Genomic DNA, 25,891 nt, shown 5'->3' with positions numbered 1-25,891 from the left:
AATTATGACCTTAAACTTGCTCCTAATTTTTCATTTAAATCAGATAGCATATCATCGATTATAGAATTTATATCTTCATCAACTAAAGTCTTATCTTTAGATTGGAAAGTTAATTTATAAGCCATTGATTTCTTTCCTTCACTCACTTGATTTCCGATATAAACATCAAAAAGTTCAACATTTTTAAGTAAATTATTTGAATGCTCTTTAAATATTTTTTCTATTTCCCCACTATCTATATTTTTATCTACAACCAAAGCTAAATCTCTCTTTACAGCCGGATATTTTATAAGTGGTTCATAAATTTTTACAAGACTTGATTTATCTCTTATCTTTTCAATATCAATTTCACATACAAATATATTTTTCTTAATTGAGAAATTTTTACATACTTCATAAGAAATTTGACCAATTTCCCCTATCTTTTCGCCATTTGCTAATACATCAGCACATACTCCTGAGTGAAAATATTCAATATTATTATTTTTTACAAATTCAACATTTTCAATGTTTAATATATTTAACAAATTAAATATTATATCTTTCAAATAATAAAATTCATATTTCCCATAAGCTCCAATAGCAAGTTTTTTCTTTTCAAGAGGTATTTTTTCTCCTTCAACTGAATGAAAAGTATTTCCAAGCTCATATACTAACAAGTCATCATTTTTATAATTTAAATTTTTAGCTAAAACATCAATAATATTTGGAATTAAAGATTTTCTCATAATACTAAATTCTTCACCTAACGGATTTAAAATCTTAACAGTATTTAAATCATTCATCTTTGTCTTTCCGATTATATTTCCTCCAATGAAAGAATAAGTTGTAATTTCATATAAACCTAAATTTAATAAAATGTTTTTTATCTTATCTTCAAAAACTCTTTTACTACTCTTTTTACCTATCGTATTTGGAGCTAAAATAGGTGTAGGATTAAGATTAGAGAATCCATATATTCTACCTATTTCTTCAACAATATCCTCTTGAATAGATAAATCTGTTCTAAAATAAGGTATAGTACAAATTATAACATCATCTTTAACTTCTGTTTTGATTTCCAATAAATTTAAATATCTAACTATCTTTGAATTTTCAATTTCAACTCCTAATAGTCTTTTTACTAAATTTGTATTAAATTCTATTTTAGTTGGAACAAAATTTGCATTATCAACATCAAATACTGAATCAATTTCACATTTTACATTTTTTTCTAACAAATATAAAAATCTAGATAAAACATTTATAGTATGTTCTGAAGTCAATCCTTTTTCATATCTTATAGACGCCTCAGATTTTAATCCCAATCTTTTTGAAGTAGATTTGATTGATTTTTTAGTAAAGTATGCAGATTCAACTAAAATATTTTTAGTATTTTCATCAATTTCTGAATTTTTAAGTCCCATAACTCCAGCAATAGCTATAGGTTTTACAGAATCGCAAATCAACATATCTTCTGATGAAAGAGTTCTTTCAACCTCATCTAAAGTTACAACTTTTTCTCCTTCAAATGCATTTCTAACAGTTATATCTCCTTCTAACTTATCTAAATCAAAAGCATGAAGAGGTTGTCCAAATTCTAACATTAAAAAGTTAGTTAAATCCACTATATTATTTATAGGTCTTATTCCGGCATTTAAAAGATAATTTTGAATTTTTCTATTTGATTCTTCTATCTTAATATTTTTTATTATACTAGCAGAATATCTTTTACAATTTTCTGCTGAAATATTTATATTTAACGAACTTTTATTTTCAATTTCTTTTAAATTTTTTAAATTAATTTTATTTAATTCTTTATCAAAACTTGCAGAAATTTCTCTTGCCATTCCAACAATAGATAAGCAATCCGGTCTATTAGGTGTAATTTCAAATTCTACAACAATATCATTCAAATCTAAAATTTCTCTAATATCTGTACCTAAAACAATATTTTCATCAAAAATTCTTAAAACTCCATCTTTATATTCTTTTGGAATAACCGAATCAGCATAACCTAATTCTTTATAACTACAAAACATTCCTTGTGAAATTTCTCCACCTAATTTTGCTTCCATAATTTTTGTTCCATCAGCAAGTGTCGAATTAACTTTTGCAACCGGAACATAATCAAATTGCTTTAAATTTTGAGCAGCAGTAACAATTTGAACTACTTCATTTCCCAAATCAACTTTTGTAATCCAAAGTTTTTTAGAATTTTCATGTCTATAAATTTCTAAAATTTTACCTATTACAATATTTTCTAATTCAGTTCCTAATTTTTCAATGGATTCAACATGAGAACCTGTAAGAGTTACTTTATCACAAATTTCCATTATATCATTATCTATATTAATATATTCTTTTGCCCATTTTATCGGTAATAACATATAATCCTCCTTAAAATTGTTCTAAAAATCTTTTATCATTATCATATAATAATCTAATATTATTTATCTTATGCTTAACCATAGTAATTCTATCAATTCCCATACCAAACGCAAAACCAGAATATTTTTTAGAATCAATTCCACAAGCTTCTAATACATTAGGGTGAACCATGCCACAACCTAACAATTCCATACTCCAACCTGTTCCATTACAAACTTTACAACCTTTACCTTTACAATTAAAGCAAGAAACGTCAACTTCAGCACTTGGTTCAGTAAATGGAAAATAATGAGGTCTGTATCTTGTTTGCATATCTTCTCCAAAAAACTCCTTGATAAAAGTATTAAGTGTTTCAATTAAGTTGCTCATATTAATATTTTCATCTACAACAAGACCTTCGATTTGATGAAACATTGGTGAATGAGTATCATCAACTTCATCAAATCTAAATGTTCTACCAGCAGAAACCATTTTAATTGGAGGCTTTGTAGTCATCATAGTTCTAATTTGAACTGGAGATGTATGAGTTCTTAACAACAATTCCTTATCAATATAAAATGTATCAGACATATCTCTTGAAGGGTGATCCATAGGAGAATTTAATTTATTAAAATTATTTTCTACTGTTTCGATTTCCGGACCATCAATTACAGAAAATCCCATTGAAATAAAGAAATTTTCCAATTCTTCCATAGTTTGATTTAAAGGATGTCTATGTCCAACATTTATAAATTTTTTATTGATAGTAACATCAACTGTTTCTTCCTTTATTCTCTTTTCAAGTTCAATTTTATTAAACATTTCAACTTTTTCATTTATGATATTTTCAATTTCCTGCTTAGTTAAATTTATAAGCTCACCAATTTTAGGTCTTTCTTCCTTAGAAACATTGGCCATATTTCTTAAAATACTAGTAAATTCCCCTTTTTTGCCTAAATATTTTACCCTAATTTCTTCTAAATCATTTTTATCAGTTGAATCTTTAATTTCATTTATAATTTTATCTTTTAAATTATTAATTAAGTCTTTCATATTTTTCTCCTACTATCCTTGTATTTTTTTATAATAATATCCTTCTCCCCATTTAGTTTGAATATAGGTAATATCTCCGATATTTATTTTTTCTCTTAACCTTCTTATATGAACATCTATTTTTCTATAATCACTTACATGTTCTTCTTTCCATACACTTTTAGCAATATCTTCCCTACTAAAGACTTTTTCAGAATTAATAGCCATAATATATAAAATATCAAATTCTTTTCCGGTTAAATCGACTTCTTCTCCTTTTAATTTTACAGTCCTACCTACTATATTAAACTCTAAATCATCTGCAAATATTAAATTATCTATATCTGCTCTCCTCTGTCCAAATCTTCTCATGATAGCACGAATTCTCGCCTTTAATTCAAGTATATTGAAAGGATAAATTAAATAATCATCAGCACCATACTCAAAAATTAAAATTTTTTGCATATCGTCTTTCAAAGTAGTTGTAATAATAGTTGGAACATCACAAAATTCATTTAATTTCTTTTTCAAATCTAAACCAGAACCATCTTTGAAATACATATCCATAATTATCATATCAAATTTTTTTTGGTCAGCTAAAATAATAGTGTCTTCAATATTATCTGAAATAGTAATTTCATAATTTTCATCTTCTAACATAGAATACATCAAATCATTTATTTGTGAATCAGTGGGTAAAGCCATTAATATTTTTAATTTCATAATTCTACTCCTATTTCACTAATATTCTCTCATTTTCTCTTCTTAAAGTTATTTTTTCTTTATCTAAAAATTCAAGCAATTCCATAGTCGATTTTCTATTAGAACCAAGTAAATCTCTTGCATCAGAAACAGAAATAGCTCCATTTTTAACTATAAAATCCTTAATCATATTTACAGCTGAATCATAATTTTCTTTAAGCATATAACCTGAATCTAATTTTATAACTCCTTTATTACTTATCAAATATAAAATAAGTTCTCTAAAATGCTCTACACTCATATTTAAATTAAAATCTTCAAAATTCATAATTGAAAATTTATCAGAATTGAATTTATTTTTTATAATTTCAATATTTTTAAAGTCTGTATCATCTAAAGAAACTTTAAAATCTAAAAGAGAAATGTATTCATCAGAAACAAAAAATCTATCTGAAATTAAATAATTCATAAATTCATTCTTTATCTTTCCACCTAGAGAATCAAAGAATTTTGATTTAATAGTTTCTTTAGAAATTCCAATTCTTTTTGGATATTTCTTGTGAAAATCTCCTATAAATTCACTTATCTGTTCAATTAACTTTTCAACAAATTTATCCGATAAAATTAATCTGTCCGAATTAATACCAAAAGAAATAATTTTATTTTCTTCAATTAATTCATCAATTAATTTTGAAATATTTTTATTTGAATCTGATAAAAAGTTATAATAATTTTTTTCTAAATAAAATTTATCACTAAATCTATTAATATAATTATAAATATATTCTTTAAAATCACAACCATCAAGTCTTTTTATATTTTTTATATCATATTCATTAAATCTTTTCTTTTTTGTAGCATTAGAATCAATTATATATCCTCCACCTATAGTGTAAAGTGGTGAGAATAATCTAAGTATAAATTTATCATTTCTTTTACTAATAATCGGTTCTTCAAGTCTTAATTGAACGATATATTCCTTATTTGATTCTAAAACTTCATCTTCTAACAAAATTGCTCTACACAAAACTTCACTAGAACCTAAATATAAATGAAATCTAGTTCTATTTGTTATTTCAAAAGGTAAATTAACCGTTTTAAGTTTAACATCGATAATACTACTTTCAGTAAAAGTATTGTTAGGTACAAGAACAGAGCCTTTTGGTACATCTTCTTTTTTTACATTTGCAAGATTTATCGCAACACGTTGCCCAGCATAAGCAGTTGGAACATTACTATCATGCACTTGTAAATTTCTAATTTTAGTTATTTTATTTGATGGATATATTAAAATTTCATCATCAAGGTTAAATGTTCCGGAAATTAAAGTTCCTGTTACAACAGTTCCAAAGCCCGTTATAGAAAAAGACCTATCAACATATAACCTAGGATTAGAGCTTAAATCTTTATCCGGTAACGCATCTACAATTCTCTTTATCTCTTCTTTCAATTCATCAATACCAGTATTTTCAGTTGAAGACACCTCTATTATCTTGGCATTCTCTAAAAAAGTGCCTTCCATTTCATCAGCAATATCAAGTTTAACAAGTTCAATCCAATCCCTATCGACTAAATCACATTTTGTTAATGCAATTATACCATTTTTAATTCCTATTAAATTTAGAATATCTAAATGCTCTTTAGTTTGTGCCATAATACCTTCGTCAGCAGCAACAACTAAAACAATCATATCCATTCCACAAACACCCGAAAGCATATTTTTTATAAACTTTTCATGTCCAGGAACATCAATAATACCAACTCTAAGTTCATCTGTTAAATCAAAATGAGTAAATCCTAATTCAATAGAAATACCTCTATTCTGCTCTTCTTTTAATCTATCTGTATTTCTTCCTGTTAAAGCTCTTATCAAAGTTGTTTTTCCATGGTCAATATGACCGGCAGTTCCAACAATAATATTCTTTTTATTTTTCATATTATTCTCCTATTAATGAATCCAAAGCATCTTTAATTATACTAAATTCATTTTCAAAAATAGTTCTTACATCAAAAATTAAATTTCCCTTATAAATTCTAGCAACAATTGGAATATTATGATTTCTTAATTTTTCTTCCAGTTCGTTTTCTGTATATGAATTAGAAATAACTTTAACAGCTTTTGATGGTAATTTTTGAGTTGGAAGGGAACCAGCTCCTACTTCTGAATCAATATCTATAATTTCATAAGAAAATTCTTTATTTTCTCCTAAATAATCTATAAATCTTTCTGCCTTATTATAAAGTTCTTCAATTTTTATAGTTAGCATATTTAATGTTGGTATCTTTGAAATTGCTAATTCTTCATCGATATAATATGAAAATACAACTTCTAAAGCAGATAAAGTAAATTTATCAACTCTTAAAGCTCTAGTTAATTGATTTTTTTTCATCTTTTCAATAAATTCTTTTTTACCGACTATAATACCAGCTTGTACTCCACCTAATAGCTTATCTCCACTAAAACTTACAACATCTACTCCATTAGCTATACATTCTTGAACAGTTGGTTCATGTCCTAATCCATATTTAGATAAATCTATAAGCACACCTGAGCCTAAATCTTCAATAATTGGAATATTATATTTTTCTTTTAAATCTTTTAATTCTGTTGAAGTTACGGATTCTGTAAAACCTAGAATTTTAAAATTACTTTGATGTACTTTGAAAAGTGCTGCTGTATTTTCATCTATTGCATTTTCATAATCGCTAAGATGAGTTTTATTTGTTGTACCAACTTCTTTAAGTTCTGCACCACTTTCTCTACAAACATCAGGAATTCTAAAAGAACCACCTATTTCAACCAACTCACTTCTACTTGTAATTACATTTCTGCCCTTTGCCATAGTTGACAAAATAAGCATAACTGCAGCTGCATTGTTATTTACAACCATACAATCTTCAGCTCCAGTTATCTTTTTAATAATCTCAGTTAAATGAGAATATCTTGAACCACGTTCCCCTTTTTGTAAATCATATTCAAGATTTGAATATCCAACAGAAACATCTTTAATGTTTTCTAAAATTTCATTTGTTAAAACTGACCTTCCAAGATTTGTATGAATTACAACTCCAGATGCATTTATAACCTTTCTTAAATTTAAACGCTTTTTATTTAGTAAATTTTTTTCTATATTTTTAGCTAAATTTTCAATATAATTTAATATTACTTTTTCATCACAGCCATTTGAAATATTATTTCTAATAGAATTAAGCTCTTCGTGAATCGATTCCATTATTAAATTTTTAGAATTTTCCTCTAAAAGTTTTTTTATTATTTCATTATCTAAAATTTGGTCAACTTTAGGTATCATTTTATATAAATTCATAAATTTCTCCATTATTCAACTATTAAATATTTTTCTTTTTTCTCAATAACTTTTCCTATTACTGCAAATCTAGTAGGAATATCTTTTAGTTTTTCTAAAATATCATCTACTTCATTTTCAGGAACAGTAATCAAAAGACCTCCTGATGTTTCAGGATTAAACATAACATTAAGTAGAGCCTCATCTACTTCATTTTCAAGTTTATAATTATTTCCAACAAATTTTTTATTATCATAACAGCCCTTAGGGATAAGACCCATATTTGCATAGTCAATAGCACCTTTTAAAATTGGCATACTTGCACTATCAAGTACAAATGTAGTATTAGAACCTTTAGCCATTTCATAGCAATGCCCCATAAGTCCAAATCCTGTAATATCCGTACAAGAGTTAATCGTATTATTTTCTACTGCTCTCTTTGCATATTTATTAAGAGTTCCCATAGTATGAACTGCATCATTTATCTCTTCTTCACTTGTAACTCCACCCTTTATAGCAGTATTTATAACTCCAAGTCCAATTGGTTTTGTAAGAATTAAAACATCGCCTACTTTTGCAGAGGAGTTCTTCCAAACTTTATTAGGATGAACAAAACCCGAAACACTTAATCCATATTTTGGTTCATCATCTTGAACTGTATGTCCTCCTATAAGTAAGCATTCTGCTTCTTTCATTTTTTCTAACCCACCTCTCAAAATTTCAGTTAAAATTTTTGGAGGTAAACAATTTGGAAAACAAACTATATTCATTGCCATAGTAGGCTCTCCACCCATTGCATAAACATCAGAAAGAGAATTAGTAGCTGCTATTTTACCAAAAGTAAATGGGTCATCAACAATTGGGGTAAAAAAATCCAAAGTTTCTATTAAAGCCAATTCATCATTTATTTTATAAACAGCAGCATCATCTGAAGTTTCAATTCCTACAAGTAAATCTTTACTTATAGACGTTTTATTATCCAAACCGGATAAAACCTCGTCCAGAATATCTGGACCAACTTTTGCGGCTCACCCTGAAGTTTTTGCATAAGAAGTTAACTTTACATCTTTTATATCAATATTTTTCATGCATTTTCTCCTAATCTACACTTATATTATTTTTTATTTTCTCAAAAGTTTTCTTTCCAATACCAGAAACTTTTGTTATATCCTCAATTTTATTAAATTTATTTTTTTCTCTATATTCGATAATAAGTTTAGCTTTAGTTTCTCCAATACCTGTTAATTTGCAAAGCTCTTCTTTGCTCGCAGTATTAATATTTACTAAATTATTAGAATTAGAATTCTGAGAATTACTAGATGATTCAGCATTTGAATTGTTTTGTGTTTCTCCAATTTTATAAATATGTATTTTCATTTCATCTTTTAACTTTACAGCTAAATTCAAACTATTCTTTTCTGCATTATCCGTTAAACCACCTGCAACTTTAATTGCATCATCAACTCTATCACCTAGTTTCATTTTATATACACCAGGTTTATTTATTTCACCATCAATATGTATATAAATTTCAGAATCTTTTTTATTACTTTCAGCTAAATCTTCATCTTTGATTTTTTCGTTTTGTTTAACAACATTTTCTATTTTCTTTTCATTTTTGTTTGAAATAAAAAATTTATATCCAAAACCAAGAAAAGTTAATCCTAAAAACATAGAAATAATTAAAATAATATCTTTTTTATTTTTTAACATATTACACCTCAATTATTGCATTTACGAAATAAAAATATATAATAATTATACCATATTATTACAAAAAAATCTAATTTGTTAATTATAAAATATAATTTATTAAAATTATTTAATATATTTTATTACTTAATATAAAAAAATGAGATGCTAATAAACATCTCATTTAAATATTTTTATTAAATTAAAATTCACATAGACCAACAGTTCTTGGGAAAGGTAATACATCTCTTATATTTTGCATTCCTGTTAAGTACATTAACATTCTTTCAAATCCTAATCCATATCCACCATGTTTAGTTCCACCAAATCTTCTTAAATCTAAATACCAAGAATAATCTTCTATATTCATATTAGAATCTTTCATTTTTTGCTCTAAAATTTCAAGCCTTTCTTCTCTTTGACTTCCTCCGATTAATTCCCCAATTCCTGGGACTAACATATCTGTTGCAGCAACAGTTTTATTATCATCATTAAGTCTCATATAAAATGCTTTTATCTCTTTTGGATAATCAGTTAAGAATACAGGACCTTTTACAACTTTTTCACAGATATATCTTTCATGTTCTGTTTTTAAATCCATTCCCCATTCAACAGGGTATTTGAATTTTTCTTTTGAAGATTTTAAAATTTCAACAGCTTCAGTATAAGTCATAACCTTAAATTCAGAATTTACAACAGCATTTAATCTTTCAAGTAATTCTTTATCAATAAAGTCATTGAAAAATTTCATTTCATCTGGTGCATTTTCTAAAACAAATTTTATTATATATTTTACCATATCTTCTGATAATTTTATTACATCATTCAAATCAGCAAATGCAATTTCAGGTTCAATCATCCAAAATTCAGCAGCATGTCTAGTAGTGTTTGAATTTTCAGCTCTAAAAGTTGGACCAAAAGTATAAATATTTCTATATGCCATAGCAAATGCTTCGCCTTGTAATTGACCACTAACTGTTAAATTAGTAGGTTTAGAGAAAAAGTCTTCTGTAAAGTCAATTTCTCCACTTTCAGTTCTTGGAATATTGTTTATATCTAAAGTTGTAACTCTAAACATTTCTCCAGCGCCTTCTGCATCACTTGAAGTTATGATTGGAGTATGAGCATAAACAAATCCTCTTTCATAGAAAAATTTATGAATTGCATAACTAAGCACTGACCTAACTCTATAAACAGCATTAAATGTATTCGTTCTTGGTCTTAAATGTTGAATCGTTCTTAAGAATTCAAATGTATGTCTTTTCTTTTGAAGAGGATATTTTTCATTAGATTCTCCCTCAACAACTATTTCAGATGCATTTATTTCAAAACTTTGTTTTGCTCCTGTACTTTCAACCACTTTTCCTCTAACAATTATTGCTGACGGCAATAGCAATTTTGAAACATTTTGAAAATTATCTAATTTTGACTCAACTACAATTTGAACACTTTTAAATGTAGTTCCATCATTAAGTTCAATAAAACCTATATTATTATTGAAACGACTATTCTTAATCCAACCTGCCACTTCAACTTCTTTGTTAATAAAATCTTTTTCATTTGCAAAAATATCTTTTAATAAAAACATACTATTCCTCCTTTAATTTATCAATAAAATTTTTTTCATATCCAATATTTTTAGGATTATAAAATTTTAAATTTTTAACTTTTTCAGGTAAATATTCTTGACCTGTATGCATATTTTCGTAATCATGAGGATATTTATATTCCTCATTTTTCTTTGAAATAGTTCTACCACTTTTTAAAAAATCAGGAACTTCTTCAAGTCCATTTTCTCTAATATATTTTAACGCCTCATTTATAGCAATATATGACCTATTACTTTTTTCACTACAAGCAAGATATATTGCGCATTGCGATAAGATTATCCTAGCCTCAGGCATACCAATTTTTCTAACAGATTCAGCACAAGCATTAGCTAAAACAAGTGCATCTGGATTTGCATTTCCTATATCTTCTGATGCAAAAATAATCATTCTTCTTGCAATAAAATTTATATCTTCTCCAGCAATTAACATAGATGCCAAATAATAAACAACGGCATCAGCATCACCAACTCTCATAGACTTTATAAATGCAGATATAAAATTATAATGTTTATCCGAATTTTTATCATAATAAACTTTGACTTTATCAAATATAGTTTTTATTACATCTTCAGAAATAACTTTTTTATTTTCTTCAATATTGTCAACAATGAGCTCTAAATAATTCAAAGCAGTCCTTGCATCTCCATTTGACATTTTTATTAAATAATTAATACCATCTTCTGTATAAGATATTGTTTTATTTTTTAATAATTCATCATTTAAAATAGCATTATCAATTATATTTTTTAATTCATCAAATGCGAGAGTTTTTAGTTCAAAAACTATAACCCTTGATAATAAAGCACTATTAACTTCATAAGCAGGATTTTCCGTAGTAGCCCCTATGAAAATTATATCTCCATTTTCAACATATTCAAGTAAAAAATCTTGTTGCATTTTATTAAATCTATGTATCTCATCTATAAATAATATAGTCTTTTTATTATACATTGATAAGTTATCTTTTGCAAGCTCAACAATATCTTTTACTTCTTTAGTTCCAGAAGTAACTGCAGAAATCTTAACAAAAAAATTATCAGTACTATGAGAAATAATATTTGCAAGAGAAGTTTTACCACTTCCAGGTGGTCCATAAAATATAATTGATGCAAATTTATTATTTTTAATCATATTTTTTAGCACAGAATTATTTTTTATTATATTATCTTGTCCAACAAAGCTAGATAAATTTTCAGGCCTCATTCTTTCAGCTAATGGCTTTGATGATTTAGAAAATAAATTGTAATTCATTTTAAATAAATCCATATTTTCCTCATTTCTATAAAATTAGTACCTCGAAAAAATCGAGGTACTTAAATTTTAGTATTTCTTTAATTCTTTAACTTTAGCAGCTTTACCCACTCTATCTCTTAAGTAGTATAATTTCGCACGTCTTACTTTACCACGTCTAACTACCTTTAAGCTTTCAATTCTTGGTGAATGAATTGGGAAAGTTCTTTCAACTCCAACTCCTTGTAATACTCTTCTTACTGTAAAAGTTGCTCTTGAACCTTTACCTTGAATCTTAATTACTGTTCCTTCAAAAGCTTGAACTCTTTCTCTATTACCTTCTTTGATTTTATATCCGATAACAACAGTATCACCAACATTGAAATCAAATTTTTCTTGTCTTAATTGTTCGTTTTCAATTTGTTTTATTATATCCACAACGATTCCTCCTAATATCAATGCTCTTAAATTTCTATCTAAAATCAGAGGAGCACCCTATTCTTTCTTCAAAATATATTTTTCATATAAGTCAGGTCTTTTTTTCTTAGTATTTTCTAATGAAGACTTTTCTCTCCATTTTTCAATTTCTTTATGATTCCCACTAAGCAAAACTTCTGGAACTTTTAATCCATTGAAATCTCTAGGCCTTGTAAAAACATCATATTGTAATAATGAATTATAATGAGAGTCAGTAGGTGCACTTTCAGAATTTCCCAATACTCCACTAACCATTCTACAAACAGCATCCATAAGTAACATAGCAGGAATTTCACCACCAGTTACAACATAATCCCCCACAGAAATTTCTTCATCCACAAAATTGTTTATAATTCTAGAGTCAATGCCTTCATAATGTCCACATAAAAATATTAAATGTTCATTTTTAGATAATTCTTTACATTTATTTTGTGTTAAAACTTCTCCTTGTGGAGAAAGAAACAAAACTTTTGAATTATCTTTTTTACTGAAATTTATAGCATCAAAAACCGGTTGAACAGCCATAAGCATGCCAGCACCACCACCATAAATTTCATCATCAACTTTATTATGTTTATCTTTAGAAAAATCTCTTATATTTAAAACTTCAAGTTCAATAATACCTTTTTCAATGGCTTTTCCTAAAACACCATAATTTCTAATTGAATCAATAAATTCTGGAAATAAAGTTAAAATTGTAATTTTAATCATCTAACATACCATCTATTGTATTTACTTTTATTATAGAGTTTTCCATATCAACTTTTTTTACAAATTCTTTAACAGCTGGAATATAAACACTTTTTCCATTATAATCAACATCATACACATCATTAGCTAATGTAGTTAAGACATCTTTTATTTTGCCAATAAACTTATCATCTTGATTGTAAACATCCATTCCTATGAGTTTATATATATAAAACTCATTGTCTGGAAGTTCTAATAAATCACTTTCTTCAACGAAAAGTCCTTTATTTTTGAATTCTAAAACTTGATTAATATTGTCATACTCATTAAAAGTTAATAAAGCCAGTTCAGAACTTAATTCTCTAACAGATTTTATAGTAACTGCTATTTTCTTATCAATATAAAATTTACAATCAGCTTTAAATCTTTCTATATTGGAAGTTAATGAATATATTTTTACAGTCCCTTTTATTCCGTGAACATTTATAATTTTAGCTACTTCTATAAATTCCATAATACTAATTTATTTCTACTATTACCTTTTTACCTAACTTCATAGCAGAAGACCTAACTATTGTTCTTATAGCCTTAGCAATTTTTCCTTGCTTTCCTATAATTTTACCAATATCATTTTCGTCTGCTTTAATAAAAATCTTTACTAAATCTCCTTCTTGCTCAGTTGTAATAACTAAATTATCAGGATTATCAACTAAAGACTTTACTATAAATTCAACTAATTCTTTCATAGATATAATCCTTATTTATTTTCAGAATATATGTTATTGTTTTTAAACAATCTATTTACAGTATCAGTTGGTTTTGCTCCGTTTTTAATCCAAGCATTTACCTTTTCAGCATCAACCTTAATTTCTTTTGATTCTGTTAATGGATTATAATATCCAATTTCTTCGATAAATTTACCATCTCTTGGTGCTCTTGAATCGGCAACAACTATTCTATAAAATGGTTTTTTCTTTGAACCCATTCTTTTTAATCTAATTTTAACTGCCATATTGTCCTCCTTAAAATTTATTTAAAAAAAGGTAAACCAAATTTCCCTTTTTTCTTAGCTCCTTTAGTCATTTCTTGCATTTTTTTCATCATCTTTTTACTATCTTTAAATTGCTTAATCAATTTATTAAGATTTGTAATACTTGTACCAGAACCTTTAACAATTCTTTGCTTTCTTGAATTATCAAGGATATCTGGATTTTCTCTTTCTTTTTTTGTCATTGATAAAATCATAGCTTCAATTTTATCAAGTTCTTTTTCATCAACATTTACATCTTTTAACATTTTAGAATTAACACCCGGCATCATCGCAAGTAAATCTTGTAATGGACCCATATTTCTAACTTGCCTCATCTGAGTTAAAAAGTCATCTAATGTAAAACTTTGTTTTCTAATTTTTTCTTCAAGCTCTTTAGTTTGCTTTAAATCAAATTGCTTTTGAACTTTATCTATCATAGATAAAATATCGCCCATTCCTAAAATTCTTGATGCCATTCTATCAGGATAAAATTGTTCTAAATCATCCAACTTTTCTCCAACACCAATAAATTTAATAGGTTTGTTAGTAATTGCTTTTATAGATAAAGCAGCTCCACCTCTAGCATCACCATCTAACTTAGTCATTATTACACCGGTGATATCTAATTCGTTGTTAAAACTTTCTGCAACATTAACTGCATCTTGTCCTGTCATAGAATCTACTACCAACAGAATTTCAATAGGTTTAACTGAATCCTTTATAGCCTTCAATTCATCCATTAAAACGTCATCTATGTGCAATCTACCAGCTGTGTCTAATATAACTATATCTTTAGAATTAGAATTTGCAAATTTTATAGATTCATTAGCTATTTTAGTAACATCTTTGCAATCATCAATAGTAAATACGGGAACATCAACTGATTTCCCAACTACCTGTAATTGCTTTATAGCCGCAGGTCTGTAAACATCACATGCTACTAGTAACGGTCTTTTATTTTGCTTTAAAAAATACTTAGCAAGTTTTCCTGCATGTGTAGTTTTACCAGCACCTTGTAATCCACAAAGCATAATAATAGTTGGAGGATTAGAATCAATTTGAATTTTTTCTTCCTTTTTCCCCATAAGAGCAGTAAGTTCTTCATTTACTATCTTAATAACTTGTTGTGCCGGAGTCAAACTCTCCATTACTTCCTTACCAATAGCTCTTTCTTTTACATTATTTATGAATTGTTTTACAACCTTAAAATTTACATCTGATTCTAAAAGTGCAAGTTTAACTTCTCTCATAGCAAGATCTACATCTTTTTCGGATAATTTCCCCTTGCCTCTTAACTTATTTAAAGCTCCTTGAAGTTTTTCAGATAAATTCTCAAATATCATTCCTATCACTTCCTATAAATCATTTTCGATAATTTCATTATTTTTCTTTTGAATAATATCAAGAATATTAGACAAATCAGAATTTTTATTTTTAGAATCCTCAATTAACTTATTAATTTCTCTTAAATTAGAATTTATTTTTTCAAATTTAGAAATTAATTTTAACTCATCTTCATAAAACTTTAATTTTTTTTCTGCTCTGCTTAAAATATCTGATATACCTTGTTTAGAAATTCCATTTAACTCAGCAATTTCTCTAAGAGATAAATCTTCATTACAATATTGGTCAACAACATTATATTGCTTATCGCTAAGAAGTTTACCATAATAATCAAATAGAACTGCTATCTCAACTATTTTTTCCATAATCACCTCTTAAATGGGTCAAGTTTTTTTCTTGACCTTATTATTATACCATTAAATACATATTTGTCAATAGTTTTTTAAAATTTTTTATCCTATAATTTACATATTTAATCTTTCAAAACATTTAGTACATAAACTTTTTATCCACTCTTTTCTAGCAATATTATTTACCCATTCTTTTGGAATTCCATTTTCACTATTTCTTCCGTAATATATTCCTGCTAATCCTCCAACAATAGCAGAAATAGTATCAGTATCTTCTCCTAAATTAACAGCTGTTAAGACACATTCTTTATAGCTTGTAGTATTAATTAAACACCAAATCACAGCTTCTAAAGTGTTTATTACATACCCACTACTTTTTATATCATTAAGTTTTAAATCTTCAATATTTTTTAACCTTTCAAGTTCAGGAATATTTATATATTCAAAAGAATCTTTTATTGATGTAATAATATCGAAACCATTTATTAGATTTTTTGCAATATTTATGTAAACTATACAAGCATTACAAGAAATTTTATTTGCATGAGTTATACTGGAAACAGAAATAATATCTTCAGTTTTACATTCTAAAAATGCTAAAGGTAATATGCGCATTAGTGAACCATTACCATTAGAATAAAAATCATCAAGCCCACATTTTTTAATAGATATTTTTTCTTTATAATATCTATCTAATGCAATTTTAGTTGTACTTCCAACATCAAAAACTTCTCCATAGGGTGTAAATTCTCCATAGTATAACCATTTGATAAAATTATTGGCTATATCTTCTATATCAACTTTCCCTAATCTCGATATACTTTCAATCGTAGCTAAAGTCATAGAGCTATCATCAGACCAAGTTCCTTTAGGTTGATTATATGTACCATATCCAACCATATCTGTACATTCAAAACTATTTCTATCTTTAAATTCATAAGGAACACCTAATGCATCTCCTATAACAAGCCCTATTATTGCATCATATATTTTATTCATATTATTTCCTCCAAAGCACAAAATTATACTACAATTCTATCACTATATTTATAAATAGACAACAAAATTTTTCAAAAAAAATTAACGTATATTTCAACGTTAATTTTAAAAACTATCTAAAAATTGCATTTACAAAATCTTCATCATTATAATCTTGTAAATCATCTATTTGTTCACCGATACCAATTTGTTTTACAGGGATTCCCATTTCAAGTTGAATTGTAAAAACAACTCCACCCTTTGCTGTCCCATCTAATTTAGTAAGTATTACACCGTCAATATTTGCCGTATCTCTAAATTCTTTCGCTTGAACAATGGCATTTTGTCCAGTTGTAGCATCGAGAACAAGAATGACTTCTTTATTAGCATTAGAAAATTCTCTATCTATTACTCTAGTAATTTTATTTAATTCATTCATCAAATTCTTTTTGTTATGAAGTCTGCCTGCAGTATCACAAATCAACACGTCTATATTTTTACTTTTTGCACTTTGAATTCCGTCAAAAACCACTGATGCAGGGTCAGCACCTTCTTCATTTGAAACAATAGGAACTCCTGCTCTATTTGCCCATTCAGTTAGTTGTTCAGTAGCAGCAGCCCTAAAAGTATCCGCTGCAACCAGCATAACATTTTTTCCTTTTGATTTGAATTTATTTGCAAGTTTTCCAATGGAAGTTGTTTTCCCAACTCCATTAACTCCAACTACAAGTATAATTGTAGGCATACCTTCTACTATATTGAAATTATGATTTAATTCCTTTTCTGATAATTTTTTATTCATCAGTTCAATTAATTTTTCCTTTATTTGAACTGGCTCAGTCATTCTTTCACTTCTTACAATATCTTTTAAATCATCAATTAGTTCCATAGTTACATTAGCACCAATGTCTGCTGAAACTAAAATATATTCTAATTCTTCAAATAAATCCTCGTCAATTTTAGTTGACATAGATAGTAACTTATCAATTTTACTAGACAAATTATTTCTAGTATTAGTCAATCCGTTTTTTAATCTTTCAAAGAAACCTTGTTTTTTTTCAACAATTTCTTCATTTGTATTTTCTTCTTTTTTACTTCCAAAAAAATTAAACATACTATTCTCCCTCATTAAATGTCATAGAAACAATTTTACTAATACCTTTTTGCTCCATAGTTACCCCATAAATCATATCTGCCATTTCCATAGTAGGCTTTCTATGAGTTATCATTATAAATTGAGTTTCAGTTAAGAAGTTTTTCAAATATTCAACATATCTTAAAATATTTGAATCATCTAGTGCAGCATCAACTTCGTCTAGAATACAGAAAGGAGATGGCCTTGTTTCAAAGATTGCAAATAATAATGCTACTGCTGTCAATGATTTTTCTCCACCGGACATTAAAGATAATGTCTGCATTTTTTTACCAACCGGTTTTGCAATAATATCTATTCCACAATTTAAAATATCATCACTATCAAGCTCAAGTCTTGCCTCTCCTCCGTTGAAAAGAATTTTAAAAATATTAGAAAACTTTTCATTAATATTTTTAAATTCATCAACGAAAGTTTTTTTCATTGTATTTTCTAATTTTAATATAATTTTATTTATATCTTCAATAGAATTTTGCAAATCAATTTCTTGACTCTTTTGAAATTCCAACTCAGTTTTAACTTTTTCAAATTCTTCTATTGAATCGTAACTAAAAGAGCCGAGTTCTCTTAAATTTTCTTTTAATTTCTTCAATTCATCTTTAGAAAAACACTCTTCTTTGTATAATTCCATCTTTTTCTCACATTCTTCTAAAGTTAAAGAATATTCCTCACAAAGTCTATTTATCAAAGAAGAAAATTGTTCCTTCAAATTAGAAATTCTTAATTCATTTTTTTCAATATCTTTTTCTAGAGTTAAAGATTTTTCATTTAATTCATTATATTTTTTTGAAACTTCTTCATTATCTGATACTAATTTTTTCTTTAAATCAGTATTATATGCTATTGATTTTCTCAATTCATCAATACTGAAATCTAAATCTATAACTAATTTTTCTATATTGTCTATTTCAATTAAATTGTTTTTGAATTGAGTTTCTAAATCTAATAACTCATTTTCTTTTAATTTTAATTTATCTTCAGTAGAAATCTTATTTTCTAATAAAATATTCTTTGAATTTAACAAAAGATTTATATCTCTTTCAACTGAATCTAAATTATTTATAACGACAATTTCTTCTTTTTCTAATTTTGAAATAGAATCTTTAATTTCATTAATTTCTGAATTTATTTTATTTATTTCATTAGCTATAAAAATATTTTTTTCAACAAATGAATCCAATTCTTTTTCTTTATCTAAATTAAATTCCTTATGATTTTCCTTATAATTATTTATTTCATCAATTTTATCTAAAATATTTTTTATATCAAACTCATTTTTATAAATTAATTTTTGCAAGGAATCAATTTTTAAGTTAGTATCATCTTTTTCGTTTTTTAAATTAATCAACTTTTCTTTACTTGAATTAGCGTTTAACTTTATCTTAGAAATTTTATTTGAGTTTTCACTTAAAATATTTTCTAAATTTTTAATTTCAGATAAAGTCTGTTCTAATTGTTTTTTTCTTCCAATTACAGAAAAAGAATTTTTATTTGACTTATATCCACCGGAAATAGAACCCCAACTATTTATAACATCACCATCTAATGTAACAATTCTAAATTTATTTTTATATTTATTGGATAATTTTAATGCAATATCCAAATTTTCACATATAACAGTGTTAGACAAAAAATAATTGATAATATTTCTATATTCATCATCACAAGTTATTATTTCATTTGCAAAAGATAATATATAGTCATCAGTTATATTTCCATATTCTCTTTTAGAAAATATTTTTGAAATTGGGAAAAAATTAAGTCTGCCAATCTTATTAAGCTTTATTTTTTCTATTATTTTTTTTGCTTCTAAATCATCATGAACCACAATTCCCTGAAGATTTGAAGATAGAACTGTATCTATTGCTTTTTTATACTTTTCATCAACAGAAATAAGCTCTCCAAGAGTTCCACAAATCATTTGCTTTAATTCAATTTCTTTATCACAAAGTTTAAATAAATCTTGAACAGATTTACCATATCCCTCATAATTTCTAATATAATTTTTTAACATAGCAACTTCTTTACTTTTATAAGAAATTTCATTGTTTGCATTAGAATTTTGACTGTTTAAAAAATTATATTCTGTTTCTAAATCATTCAAAAAAGATTCAGTTTTTGAAATATCTAAAGTTATATTTTCAACTTTTTGAATATTAGATTCCAAAAGAAATTTATTTTCAGATAATATTTTTTCAAATTCTTCTTTTTCTGTATTAAGTTTAAAAACTTCTTCGATATTTTCTTCTATTTTCTTTTGTATATTATCTTTTATAATTTCATTTGCTCTTTTTTCAGTTTCTAAATCATTTATATTATTTTCAATTTCAGATTTTTCTAAAGACAATTTATCCAAAACTTCATTTTTGGAGCTCAATAACTCTCTATTTTTAGTAAGTTCATCTTTAACTTTATTTTTATCAAAAATATATCGCTTTAAAATTAATTCTTTTCCTGAAATATCTTTTTCTTTTTCTGAAATTTCAGAATTTATTTTTTCTAAACTTTCAGTATATTCTTTTTTAAAATTTAATGACTGCTCATTATTTAATTTTATAAATTTATTTCTTTCAAGCAAAATATCTTTTTTACTCTTGATTTCATTTTTTTTATTTGAAATTTTATTTAAATCAGTAGAATTTATTTCAACTAAATCTGTAATCTTATCAAGTTCTTCCTTAAGTGGAGCAATTTTTAATTTTACGGTTTCAAATTCTTTATTTATATCAAATAATTCTTCCTTGTTTATTTCTAAAGTTTCTGAAATTTTATTAAAATTCACACTTAAATTATTATAATCTTTATATGAATTTGAAAATTCTGCCTTTTCAATATTTTCTAAAAGAGCAATACCTCTTTTAGCCTTATCTGATTGTCCCTTTAAAAAGTCAAATCTCTGCTCATTTTGTATAATTATATCTCTAAGCCTAGTTAAATTATCTTTTGCTTTAAATAATTTTTTTTGAGATTCATTTTTTTGATATTTAATTTTAGAAATACCTGATGCTTCTTCAAAAATAACACGTCTATCTTCTGACTTTCCGTTAATAATTTCTTCAATTCTACCTTGTCCGATTATAGAATATCCCTCTCTACCTATCCCTGTATCTAAAAACAATTCCTTAACTTCTTTTAATCTTACGGTAGATTTATTTATAAAATATTCACTTTCACCAGTTCTATATAATTTTCTAGAAATAGTTACCTCTTTAAAATCAATAGGTATCATATTATCTGAATTATCAAAAGTTATACTTACAGTTGAATAATTTTTTCTAACCTTATTATCTGTACCAGAAAAAATAACATCTTCCATCTTACTACCTCTAAGAGTTTTAGCGCTCTGTTCTCCCAAAACCCATCTAACAGCATCTGCAACATTGCTTTTTCCACTACCATTAGGCCCTATTATAGCTGTAATATTTGTTTCAAAATCTAACTTTATTTTATCAGCAAATGATTTAAAACCATTTATTTCAATACTTTTAAGTCTCATTAACTCTCCTCAAAATATCTTTTTCAAAAATATAATTAACAAAATCATTCATATATATTATATTTCCATTTAATTTTAAAATATTTTTATCTAAAATATGTGTTTTTGTTTTTATATTCATATTATACTTTTCTTTAAAATATTTTAAATTTAATTTTTTGTTTCCCACAATCTTTGAAACTTCAGAATTATTACATTCAATAATTAAGTCATTTTTTATATTTAAAATATTCATATAATATTCTATAAAATCTTTATAAATAGAACTTTCAACAAGTTCCCTAAAAGCTGAATGATAAGGTCCGGCAACAACATCTCCATCTTCTGAAATATTATCACTACTTTGTAACCCTAATCTTATTACAGGAATGTTATAATATTCAAATAATATATAAACATATTTACATAAATAAATAGAATCTTCAAGACTCATAGGTATATATTTTTTCATATAATAAAGTCTTTCCAATTCTGTATCTTTTATGGTTAATGTAGGATATACTCTTACAAAGTCAGGATTTATTTTAGATAATTTAAAAGCAGTATTCAATACAGTTTCAAAAGTATCACCATAAAGTCCTACCATCATTTGTAATCCTAAATTAATACCATATTCTTTTATTAATGAAGATGCCTCATATACACAATCTACATTATGTCCCCTATTATTTAAATCTAAAGTGCTTTGAGTCATAGACTGAATTCCAAGCTCAATAGTTTTCACATTGTATTTTACCAAAACTTCCAAAATTTCTTTGTTTATATAATCAGGTCTAGTTGATAATCTTATAGAATCGACAAGTCCCTTATCTATATAATCTTTTGCTATGGATAAATAACTAATCATTAAATTTCTATCCAACCCGGTAAAACTTCCACCATAAAAAGCAATCTCAATTGGAATATTTTTATTTTTAAAATAAGAAATATATTTTTCTATATTTTTACGCATATCTATTTCATCAAGAGCATCAATAAAATTTGTTATTTTTCTTTGATTACAAAAAATACAATCATGAGGGCAACCTAAATGTGGAACAAAAATTGGAATTATATTACATTTATTCACTTATCGCTCCCGATTTTACAAGTGCATCTCTAGCAGCATTTTGTTCTGCCTGTTTTTTATTTTTACCAGTACCATAACCCATTACTTTATCATCAATATTTACACACATATCAAATTCCTTATTATGGTCAGGGCCTCTTTCTGCTACAAGATTATAAACTATTTTAGTTGTTGAATTTTTATGAAAATATTCTTGTAAATAACTTTTATAATCTTTTATAAAAATATTTTTATTTATCTTATAAACTACTGTATCAAAAAAATGTTTATTAGCTATTTCAGTAACTATGTCCATTCCTCCATCAAGATACAAAGCGCCAAAAAGCGCCTCAAAAGTATCAGCTAAGATACTATTTCTATCTCTACCACCAAAATTATCTTCTCCTTTTCCTAACAGAAGATATTTTCCTAAATCAAATGTTCTAGCAGCATAAGAAAAAGATTCTTCACAAACAATCTTACTTCTAATTTTTGTTAAATATCCCTCATCTGAATCCGAAAACTGACTATATAGTTCAACACTAACTACAAAACCTAATATAACATCTCCCAAAAATTCTAATCTTTCATTAGAAATCTTAGCCTCTTTACATTCATTCAAGTATGACCTATGAACAAATGCTAAATTTAACAATTCTAAATCCTTAAATTTATAGCCAAGAGTTTGCATTAATTCGTTTAATAACTCTTCTCTTTCTTTAGTAATCATAAAATTACCTCTTAAATATTTTTTTCTATATATTCTACTAAATCTCTTACAGTTACCATTGAGCGAATAGTTTCTTCATCTAATTCAAGATTATATTCATCTTCAATATCCATAACAACACTTAAAATTTTTATAGAATCAGCTTGTAAATCTTCTATAAATTTAGTATCTAATTCTATTTCTTTTCCTTTAAACGAATTTTGTAAAAATTCTTTAACTTTTTCAAAAACCATTAGTTTTCTCCTTTCTCAATTTGTTTTTCAATCTTAGAATTTATATCTTTATTTATATAATCACACATAGAAATAATCCCTGAAACAACAGCTTTTTCATCACTACTTCCATGGCCTTTAAATACTACCTTTTTTAATCCTAACATAGGGCAAGCTCCATACTCTTTATAATCAAGAGATTTTTTTAATTTTCTCATTGGTGATTTAATTAAAAGTGCTCCTACTTTCGCAGATAATGAAGACATTAAAGATTTCTTCATATTAGACATTATGAATTTTACAGAACCTTCAATAGTTTTTAAAAGTATGTTCCCATGAAAACCATCACAAACTAAAACATCTATATTGCCATCAAAAATATCTCTTGATTCAATATTTCCAACAAAATTTATATTTTCATTTTCTAAAATAGAATAAGTTTCTTTTAAAATTTTTGTTCCCTTTCCATCTTCACTTCCAATATTCAATAAAGCTATTTTTGGATTTTCTTTATTCAAAGTTTCTTTAGCATAAATATTACCCATTATAGCAAATTGTTTTAAAATATCACTTGTACATTCAATATTAGCTCCGATATCAAGTAAAATCATCTTATCTTTATTTGTTAGTAATGTTATTGTTAATGCTGCTCTTTCTACATTTTCCATTCTTTTAACAATTAACAAACCGGAAACAAGCACAGCTCCTGTACTCCCAAAAGAAATTAATCCATCTGCATTTTCTTTATCTAAATATTTCATTGCCAAAACTATAGATGAATCTTTTTTTCTTCTAACTGCAAAAGTAGGTTCCTCTGTATTTAAAATATATTCTTCAGTATCTATAATTTCTAATCTATCTTCTAAATCTTCATCTATTTCAATTTTTTCTATTACTGATTTAGGTCCAACAACTACAAAAGATAAATCTTTAAGTAATTTACTTGTTTCTACTACACCTCTAAATATAGTTTCTGCACCTCTATCAGAGCCTAATAAATCCACTACTATTTTCATAATTTCCTCCAATATTAACACATTTCAGTATATCACATTTATATCTTTTATACAAATTTTTTCTTTTCATCTATATATACTTTATAGAAAAATGGAACTAATGGAATCAACGCAAAGACCCAAGCTAATGAGTCTGAAAAACAAACTCCATAATATCCATAACTACTTGCTATCAATAATATAACTCCTACTCTTGCAAACAATTCAAAAAGTCCACCCAGCATAGATAAACCGGAGCGTCCAAATCCTTGTAATCCATTTCTATAAATAAATAATAAAGCTAAGCAAGGATAAAAATACATAACACAATTAAAATATATTGAAGATGATTTTTTCATCGTATTTGATGCTGTCGGAACAAAAACTTCTACAAAAAAATCTCCTAAAAAACTAATCAAAAATATTGCAAAAATACTAAATGCTATAGAAATAATTACAGAATAATTTATTCCTTTTCTTATTCTTTCGAAATCTTTAGCTCCAAAATTTTGTCCAACAAAATTAGCAACTGCAACACCCAATGCTATAAAAAGTTGCAAAACTATGCCTTGTATTTTCCCTGCAACTCCAAACCCTGCAATATACTCCGTACCATATTTATTTAACTCCATTTGTACAAACATTGTTCCAAAAGCAGTAATTGAGAATTGAAGTCCCATCGGAACACCTTGTTTTAACAATTCCAAAATTATTTTTTTATTTAGTTTAAAATCTTCTTTTGAAATTCTAAAAAATTCATATTTTTTTAATATATATAAAAATGAAATAATAACCGAAAATACTTGAGAAATTACAGTAGCAATAGCCGCTCCTTTTATATTAAGTTTCAAAAAATATACAAAAAGAATATCTAATACAATATTTAATATTGATGAAATCATTAAAAATACAAGTGGTGTTCTACTATTTCCAATAGCTCTTAATGTACTAGAACATAAATTATAAAACATTGTTGGTAAAATTCCAATATAAATAATGGATACATATACATAAGTTGAATTATATATGTTTTTTGGAGTGTTTATTAAACTTAATATTAAATTATTTGCTAATAGTAATATAACAATCATACACACAGCCAAAATCGAAGAAATCATTATTGACATTGCATAATATTTTTTTAATAATTCATATTTTTTTGCTCCAAAAACATGAGCAATTTTTATTCCAAAACCACTTGAAATTCCAACTAATAACCCTATAAACATAAATACTATTGGAGTGGTTACACTAATCGATGCAAGTGCATTTTCTCCATTTACATTTCCGACAATAAGTGAATCAATAATATTATAAAGTTGTTGAAATAAATTTCCTAAAAATATAAAGATAGTAAAACTTAAAATGGCTTTAAATATACTACCTTGAGTCATATCATTTTTCATACTTCTCCTATTAAAATATTAAAACACGCTATTCAAACGTGTTTTAATATTTTTTTACTGTA

General features: G+C 26.0%; 24 protein-coding genes. All 24 read right to left on the bottom strand.

Features of this window, described 5'->3' with window-relative positions; all coding sequences use genetic code 11:
- Positions 1 to 2: 2 nt before the first annotated feature.
- The 24 genes from pheT to ACKTSI_RS03540 all read right to left on the bottom strand — a co-directional run bounded on the left by pheT (position 3) and on the right by ACKTSI_RS03540 (position 25,829).
- A complete protein-coding gene (gene pheT / locus ACKTSI_RS03655) occupies positions 3 to 2,369 on the bottom strand; it encodes a phenylalanine--tRNA ligase subunit beta (protein ID WP_407863111.1) in 2,367 nt (788 codons plus the stop codon).
- Positions 2,370 to 2,379: 10 nt separating this feature from the next.
- Complete coding sequence (gene pheS / locus ACKTSI_RS03650; protein WP_068472377.1) at positions 2,380 to 3,402, bottom strand: phenylalanine--tRNA ligase subunit alpha; 1,023 nt, start codon at positions 3,400 to 3,402, stop codon at positions 2,380 to 2,382.
- Positions 3,403 to 3,414: 12 nt separating this feature from the next.
- Positions 3,415 to 4,104, bottom strand: coding sequence for a response regulator transcription factor (locus ACKTSI_RS03645; RefSeq protein ID WP_068472379.1), 690 nt, complete (start codon positions 4,102 to 4,104; stop codon positions 3,415 to 3,417).
- A 10-nt stretch (positions 4,105 to 4,114) separates the two neighbouring features.
- Positions 4,115 to 6,019 (bottom strand): selenocysteine-specific translation elongation factor, encoded by a 1,905-nt coding sequence (selB, locus tag ACKTSI_RS03640; protein WP_068472381.1) that lies wholly within the window; start codon positions 6,017 to 6,019, stop codon positions 4,115 to 4,117.
- A gap of 1 nt (position 6,020) precedes the next feature.
- Entirely contained in the window at positions 6,021 to 7,409 is a 1,389-nt protein-coding gene (selA, locus tag ACKTSI_RS03635; RefSeq protein ID WP_288867699.1) for an L-seryl-tRNA(Sec) selenium transferase, read from the bottom strand.
- An 11-nt stretch (positions 7,410 to 7,420) separates the two neighbouring features.
- Positions 7,421 to 8,476: a selenide, water dikinase SelD gene (gene selD / locus ACKTSI_RS03630; RefSeq protein WP_407863110.1), complete on the bottom strand. Its 1,056-nt coding sequence runs from the start codon at positions 8,474 to 8,476 to the stop codon at positions 7,421 to 7,423.
- Positions 8,477 to 8,486: 10 nt separating this feature from the next.
- A complete protein-coding gene (locus ACKTSI_RS03625) occupies positions 8,487 to 9,101 on the bottom strand; it encodes a helix-hairpin-helix domain-containing protein (RefSeq protein WP_068472388.1) in 615 nt (204 codons plus the stop codon).
- 181 nt (positions 9,102 to 9,282) lie between these two features.
- Entirely contained in the window at positions 9,283 to 10,668 is a 1,386-nt protein-coding gene (gene asnS / locus ACKTSI_RS03620; RefSeq protein WP_201275983.1) for an asparagine--tRNA ligase, read from the bottom strand.
- 1 nt (position 10,669) lies between these two features.
- Positions 10,670 to 11,956, bottom strand: coding sequence for a replication-associated recombination protein A (locus ACKTSI_RS03615; protein WP_407863109.1), 1,287 nt, complete (start codon positions 11,954 to 11,956; stop codon positions 10,670 to 10,672).
- 54 nt (positions 11,957 to 12,010) lie between these two features.
- Positions 12,011 to 12,358 carry a 50S ribosomal protein L19 gene (rplS, locus tag ACKTSI_RS03610; RefSeq protein ID WP_068472394.1) on the bottom strand — a complete coding sequence of 116 codons (348 nt, stop codon included), beginning with the start codon at positions 12,356 to 12,358 and terminating at the stop codon, positions 12,011 to 12,013.
- A 57-nt stretch (positions 12,359 to 12,415) separates the two neighbouring features.
- Positions 12,416 to 13,108 carry a tRNA (guanosine(37)-N1)-methyltransferase TrmD gene (gene trmD / locus ACKTSI_RS03605; protein WP_407863108.1) on the bottom strand — a complete coding sequence of 231 codons (693 nt, stop codon included), beginning with the start codon at positions 13,106 to 13,108 and terminating at the stop codon, positions 12,416 to 12,418.
- Positions 13,101 to 13,601 (bottom strand): ribosome maturation factor RimM, encoded by a 501-nt coding sequence (gene rimM, locus ACKTSI_RS03600; RefSeq protein WP_068472395.1) that lies wholly within the window; start codon positions 13,599 to 13,601, stop codon positions 13,101 to 13,103. Before rimM ends, trmD begins: the two co-directional genes overlap by 8 nt.
- A 4-nt stretch (positions 13,602 to 13,605) precedes the next feature.
- Positions 13,606 to 13,833 carry a KH domain-containing protein gene (locus tag ACKTSI_RS03595; RefSeq protein WP_288981497.1) on the bottom strand — a complete coding sequence of 76 codons (228 nt, stop codon included), beginning with the start codon at positions 13,831 to 13,833 and terminating at the stop codon, positions 13,606 to 13,608.
- Between the two features lie 11 nt (positions 13,834 to 13,844).
- On the bottom strand, positions 13,845 to 14,099 hold the full coding sequence (rpsP, locus tag ACKTSI_RS03590; protein ID WP_004833375.1) for a 30S ribosomal protein S16: 255 nt from the start codon (positions 14,097 to 14,099) through the stop codon (positions 13,845 to 13,847).
- Between the two features lie 17 nt (positions 14,100 to 14,116).
- Positions 14,117 to 15,460 (bottom strand): signal recognition particle protein, encoded by a 1,344-nt coding sequence (gene ffh / locus ACKTSI_RS03585; protein ID WP_288981495.1) that lies wholly within the window; start codon positions 15,458 to 15,460, stop codon positions 14,117 to 14,119.
- Between the two features lie 12 nt (positions 15,461 to 15,472).
- Entirely contained in the window at positions 15,473 to 15,826 is a 354-nt protein-coding gene (gene ylxM / locus ACKTSI_RS03580; protein WP_068472401.1) for a YlxM family DNA-binding protein, read from the bottom strand.
- A 99-nt stretch (positions 15,827 to 15,925) separates the two neighbouring features.
- Positions 15,926 to 16,810: an ADP-ribosylglycohydrolase family protein gene (locus ACKTSI_RS03575; protein WP_407863107.1), complete on the bottom strand. Its 885-nt coding sequence runs from the start codon at positions 16,808 to 16,810 to the stop codon at positions 15,926 to 15,928.
- 112 nt (positions 16,811 to 16,922) lie between these two features.
- Positions 16,923 to 17,903, bottom strand: coding sequence for a signal recognition particle-docking protein FtsY (ftsY, locus tag ACKTSI_RS03570; RefSeq protein ID WP_407863106.1), 981 nt, complete (start codon positions 17,901 to 17,903; stop codon positions 16,923 to 16,925).
- Between the two features lies 1 nt (position 17,904).
- Positions 17,905 to 21,438 (bottom strand): chromosome segregation protein SMC, encoded by a 3,534-nt coding sequence (gene smc / locus ACKTSI_RS03565; protein WP_288867710.1) that lies wholly within the window; start codon positions 21,436 to 21,438, stop codon positions 17,905 to 17,907.
- Entirely contained in the window at positions 21,428 to 22,507 is a 1,080-nt protein-coding gene (locus tag ACKTSI_RS03560) for an elongator complex protein 3 (RefSeq protein ID WP_407863105.1), read from the bottom strand. Before ACKTSI_RS03560 ends, smc begins: the two co-directional genes overlap by 11 nt.
- Positions 22,500 to 23,216: a ribonuclease III gene (gene rnc / locus ACKTSI_RS03555; RefSeq protein ID WP_068472417.1), complete on the bottom strand. Its 717-nt coding sequence runs from the start codon at positions 23,214 to 23,216 to the stop codon at positions 22,500 to 22,502. Before rnc ends, ACKTSI_RS03560 begins: the two co-directional genes overlap by 8 nt.
- 11 nt (positions 23,217 to 23,227) lie before the next feature.
- Positions 23,228 to 23,449 carry an acyl carrier protein gene (locus ACKTSI_RS03550; RefSeq protein ID WP_068472419.1) on the bottom strand — a complete coding sequence of 74 codons (222 nt, stop codon included), beginning with the start codon at positions 23,447 to 23,449 and terminating at the stop codon, positions 23,228 to 23,230.
- The gene (gene plsX / locus ACKTSI_RS03545; RefSeq protein ID WP_407863104.1) at positions 23,449 to 24,444 is read right to left on the bottom strand and encodes a phosphate acyltransferase PlsX; all 996 of its coding nucleotides are present in this window, start codon (positions 24,442 to 24,444) and stop codon (positions 23,449 to 23,451) included. The genes ACKTSI_RS03550 and plsX overlap by 1 nt, the downstream gene beginning before the upstream one ends.
- Positions 24,445 to 24,491: 47 nt before the next feature.
- The gene (locus ACKTSI_RS03540) at positions 24,492 to 25,829 is read right to left on the bottom strand and encodes an MATE family efflux transporter (RefSeq protein ID WP_407863103.1); all 1,338 of its coding nucleotides are present in this window, start codon (positions 25,827 to 25,829) and stop codon (positions 24,492 to 24,494) included.
- Between the last annotated feature and the right edge of the window lie 62 nt (positions 25,830 to 25,891).

The sequence above is a fragment of the Parvimonas parva genome, assembly GCF_045866535.1.
GTDB classification, from domain to species: domain Bacteria; phylum Bacillota; class Clostridia; order Tissierellales; family Peptoniphilaceae; genus Parvimonas; species Parvimonas parva.
The sequence above is the reverse complement of the archived record's forward strand: the minus strand, read 5'-3'. Positions and strand labels throughout refer to the sequence as shown.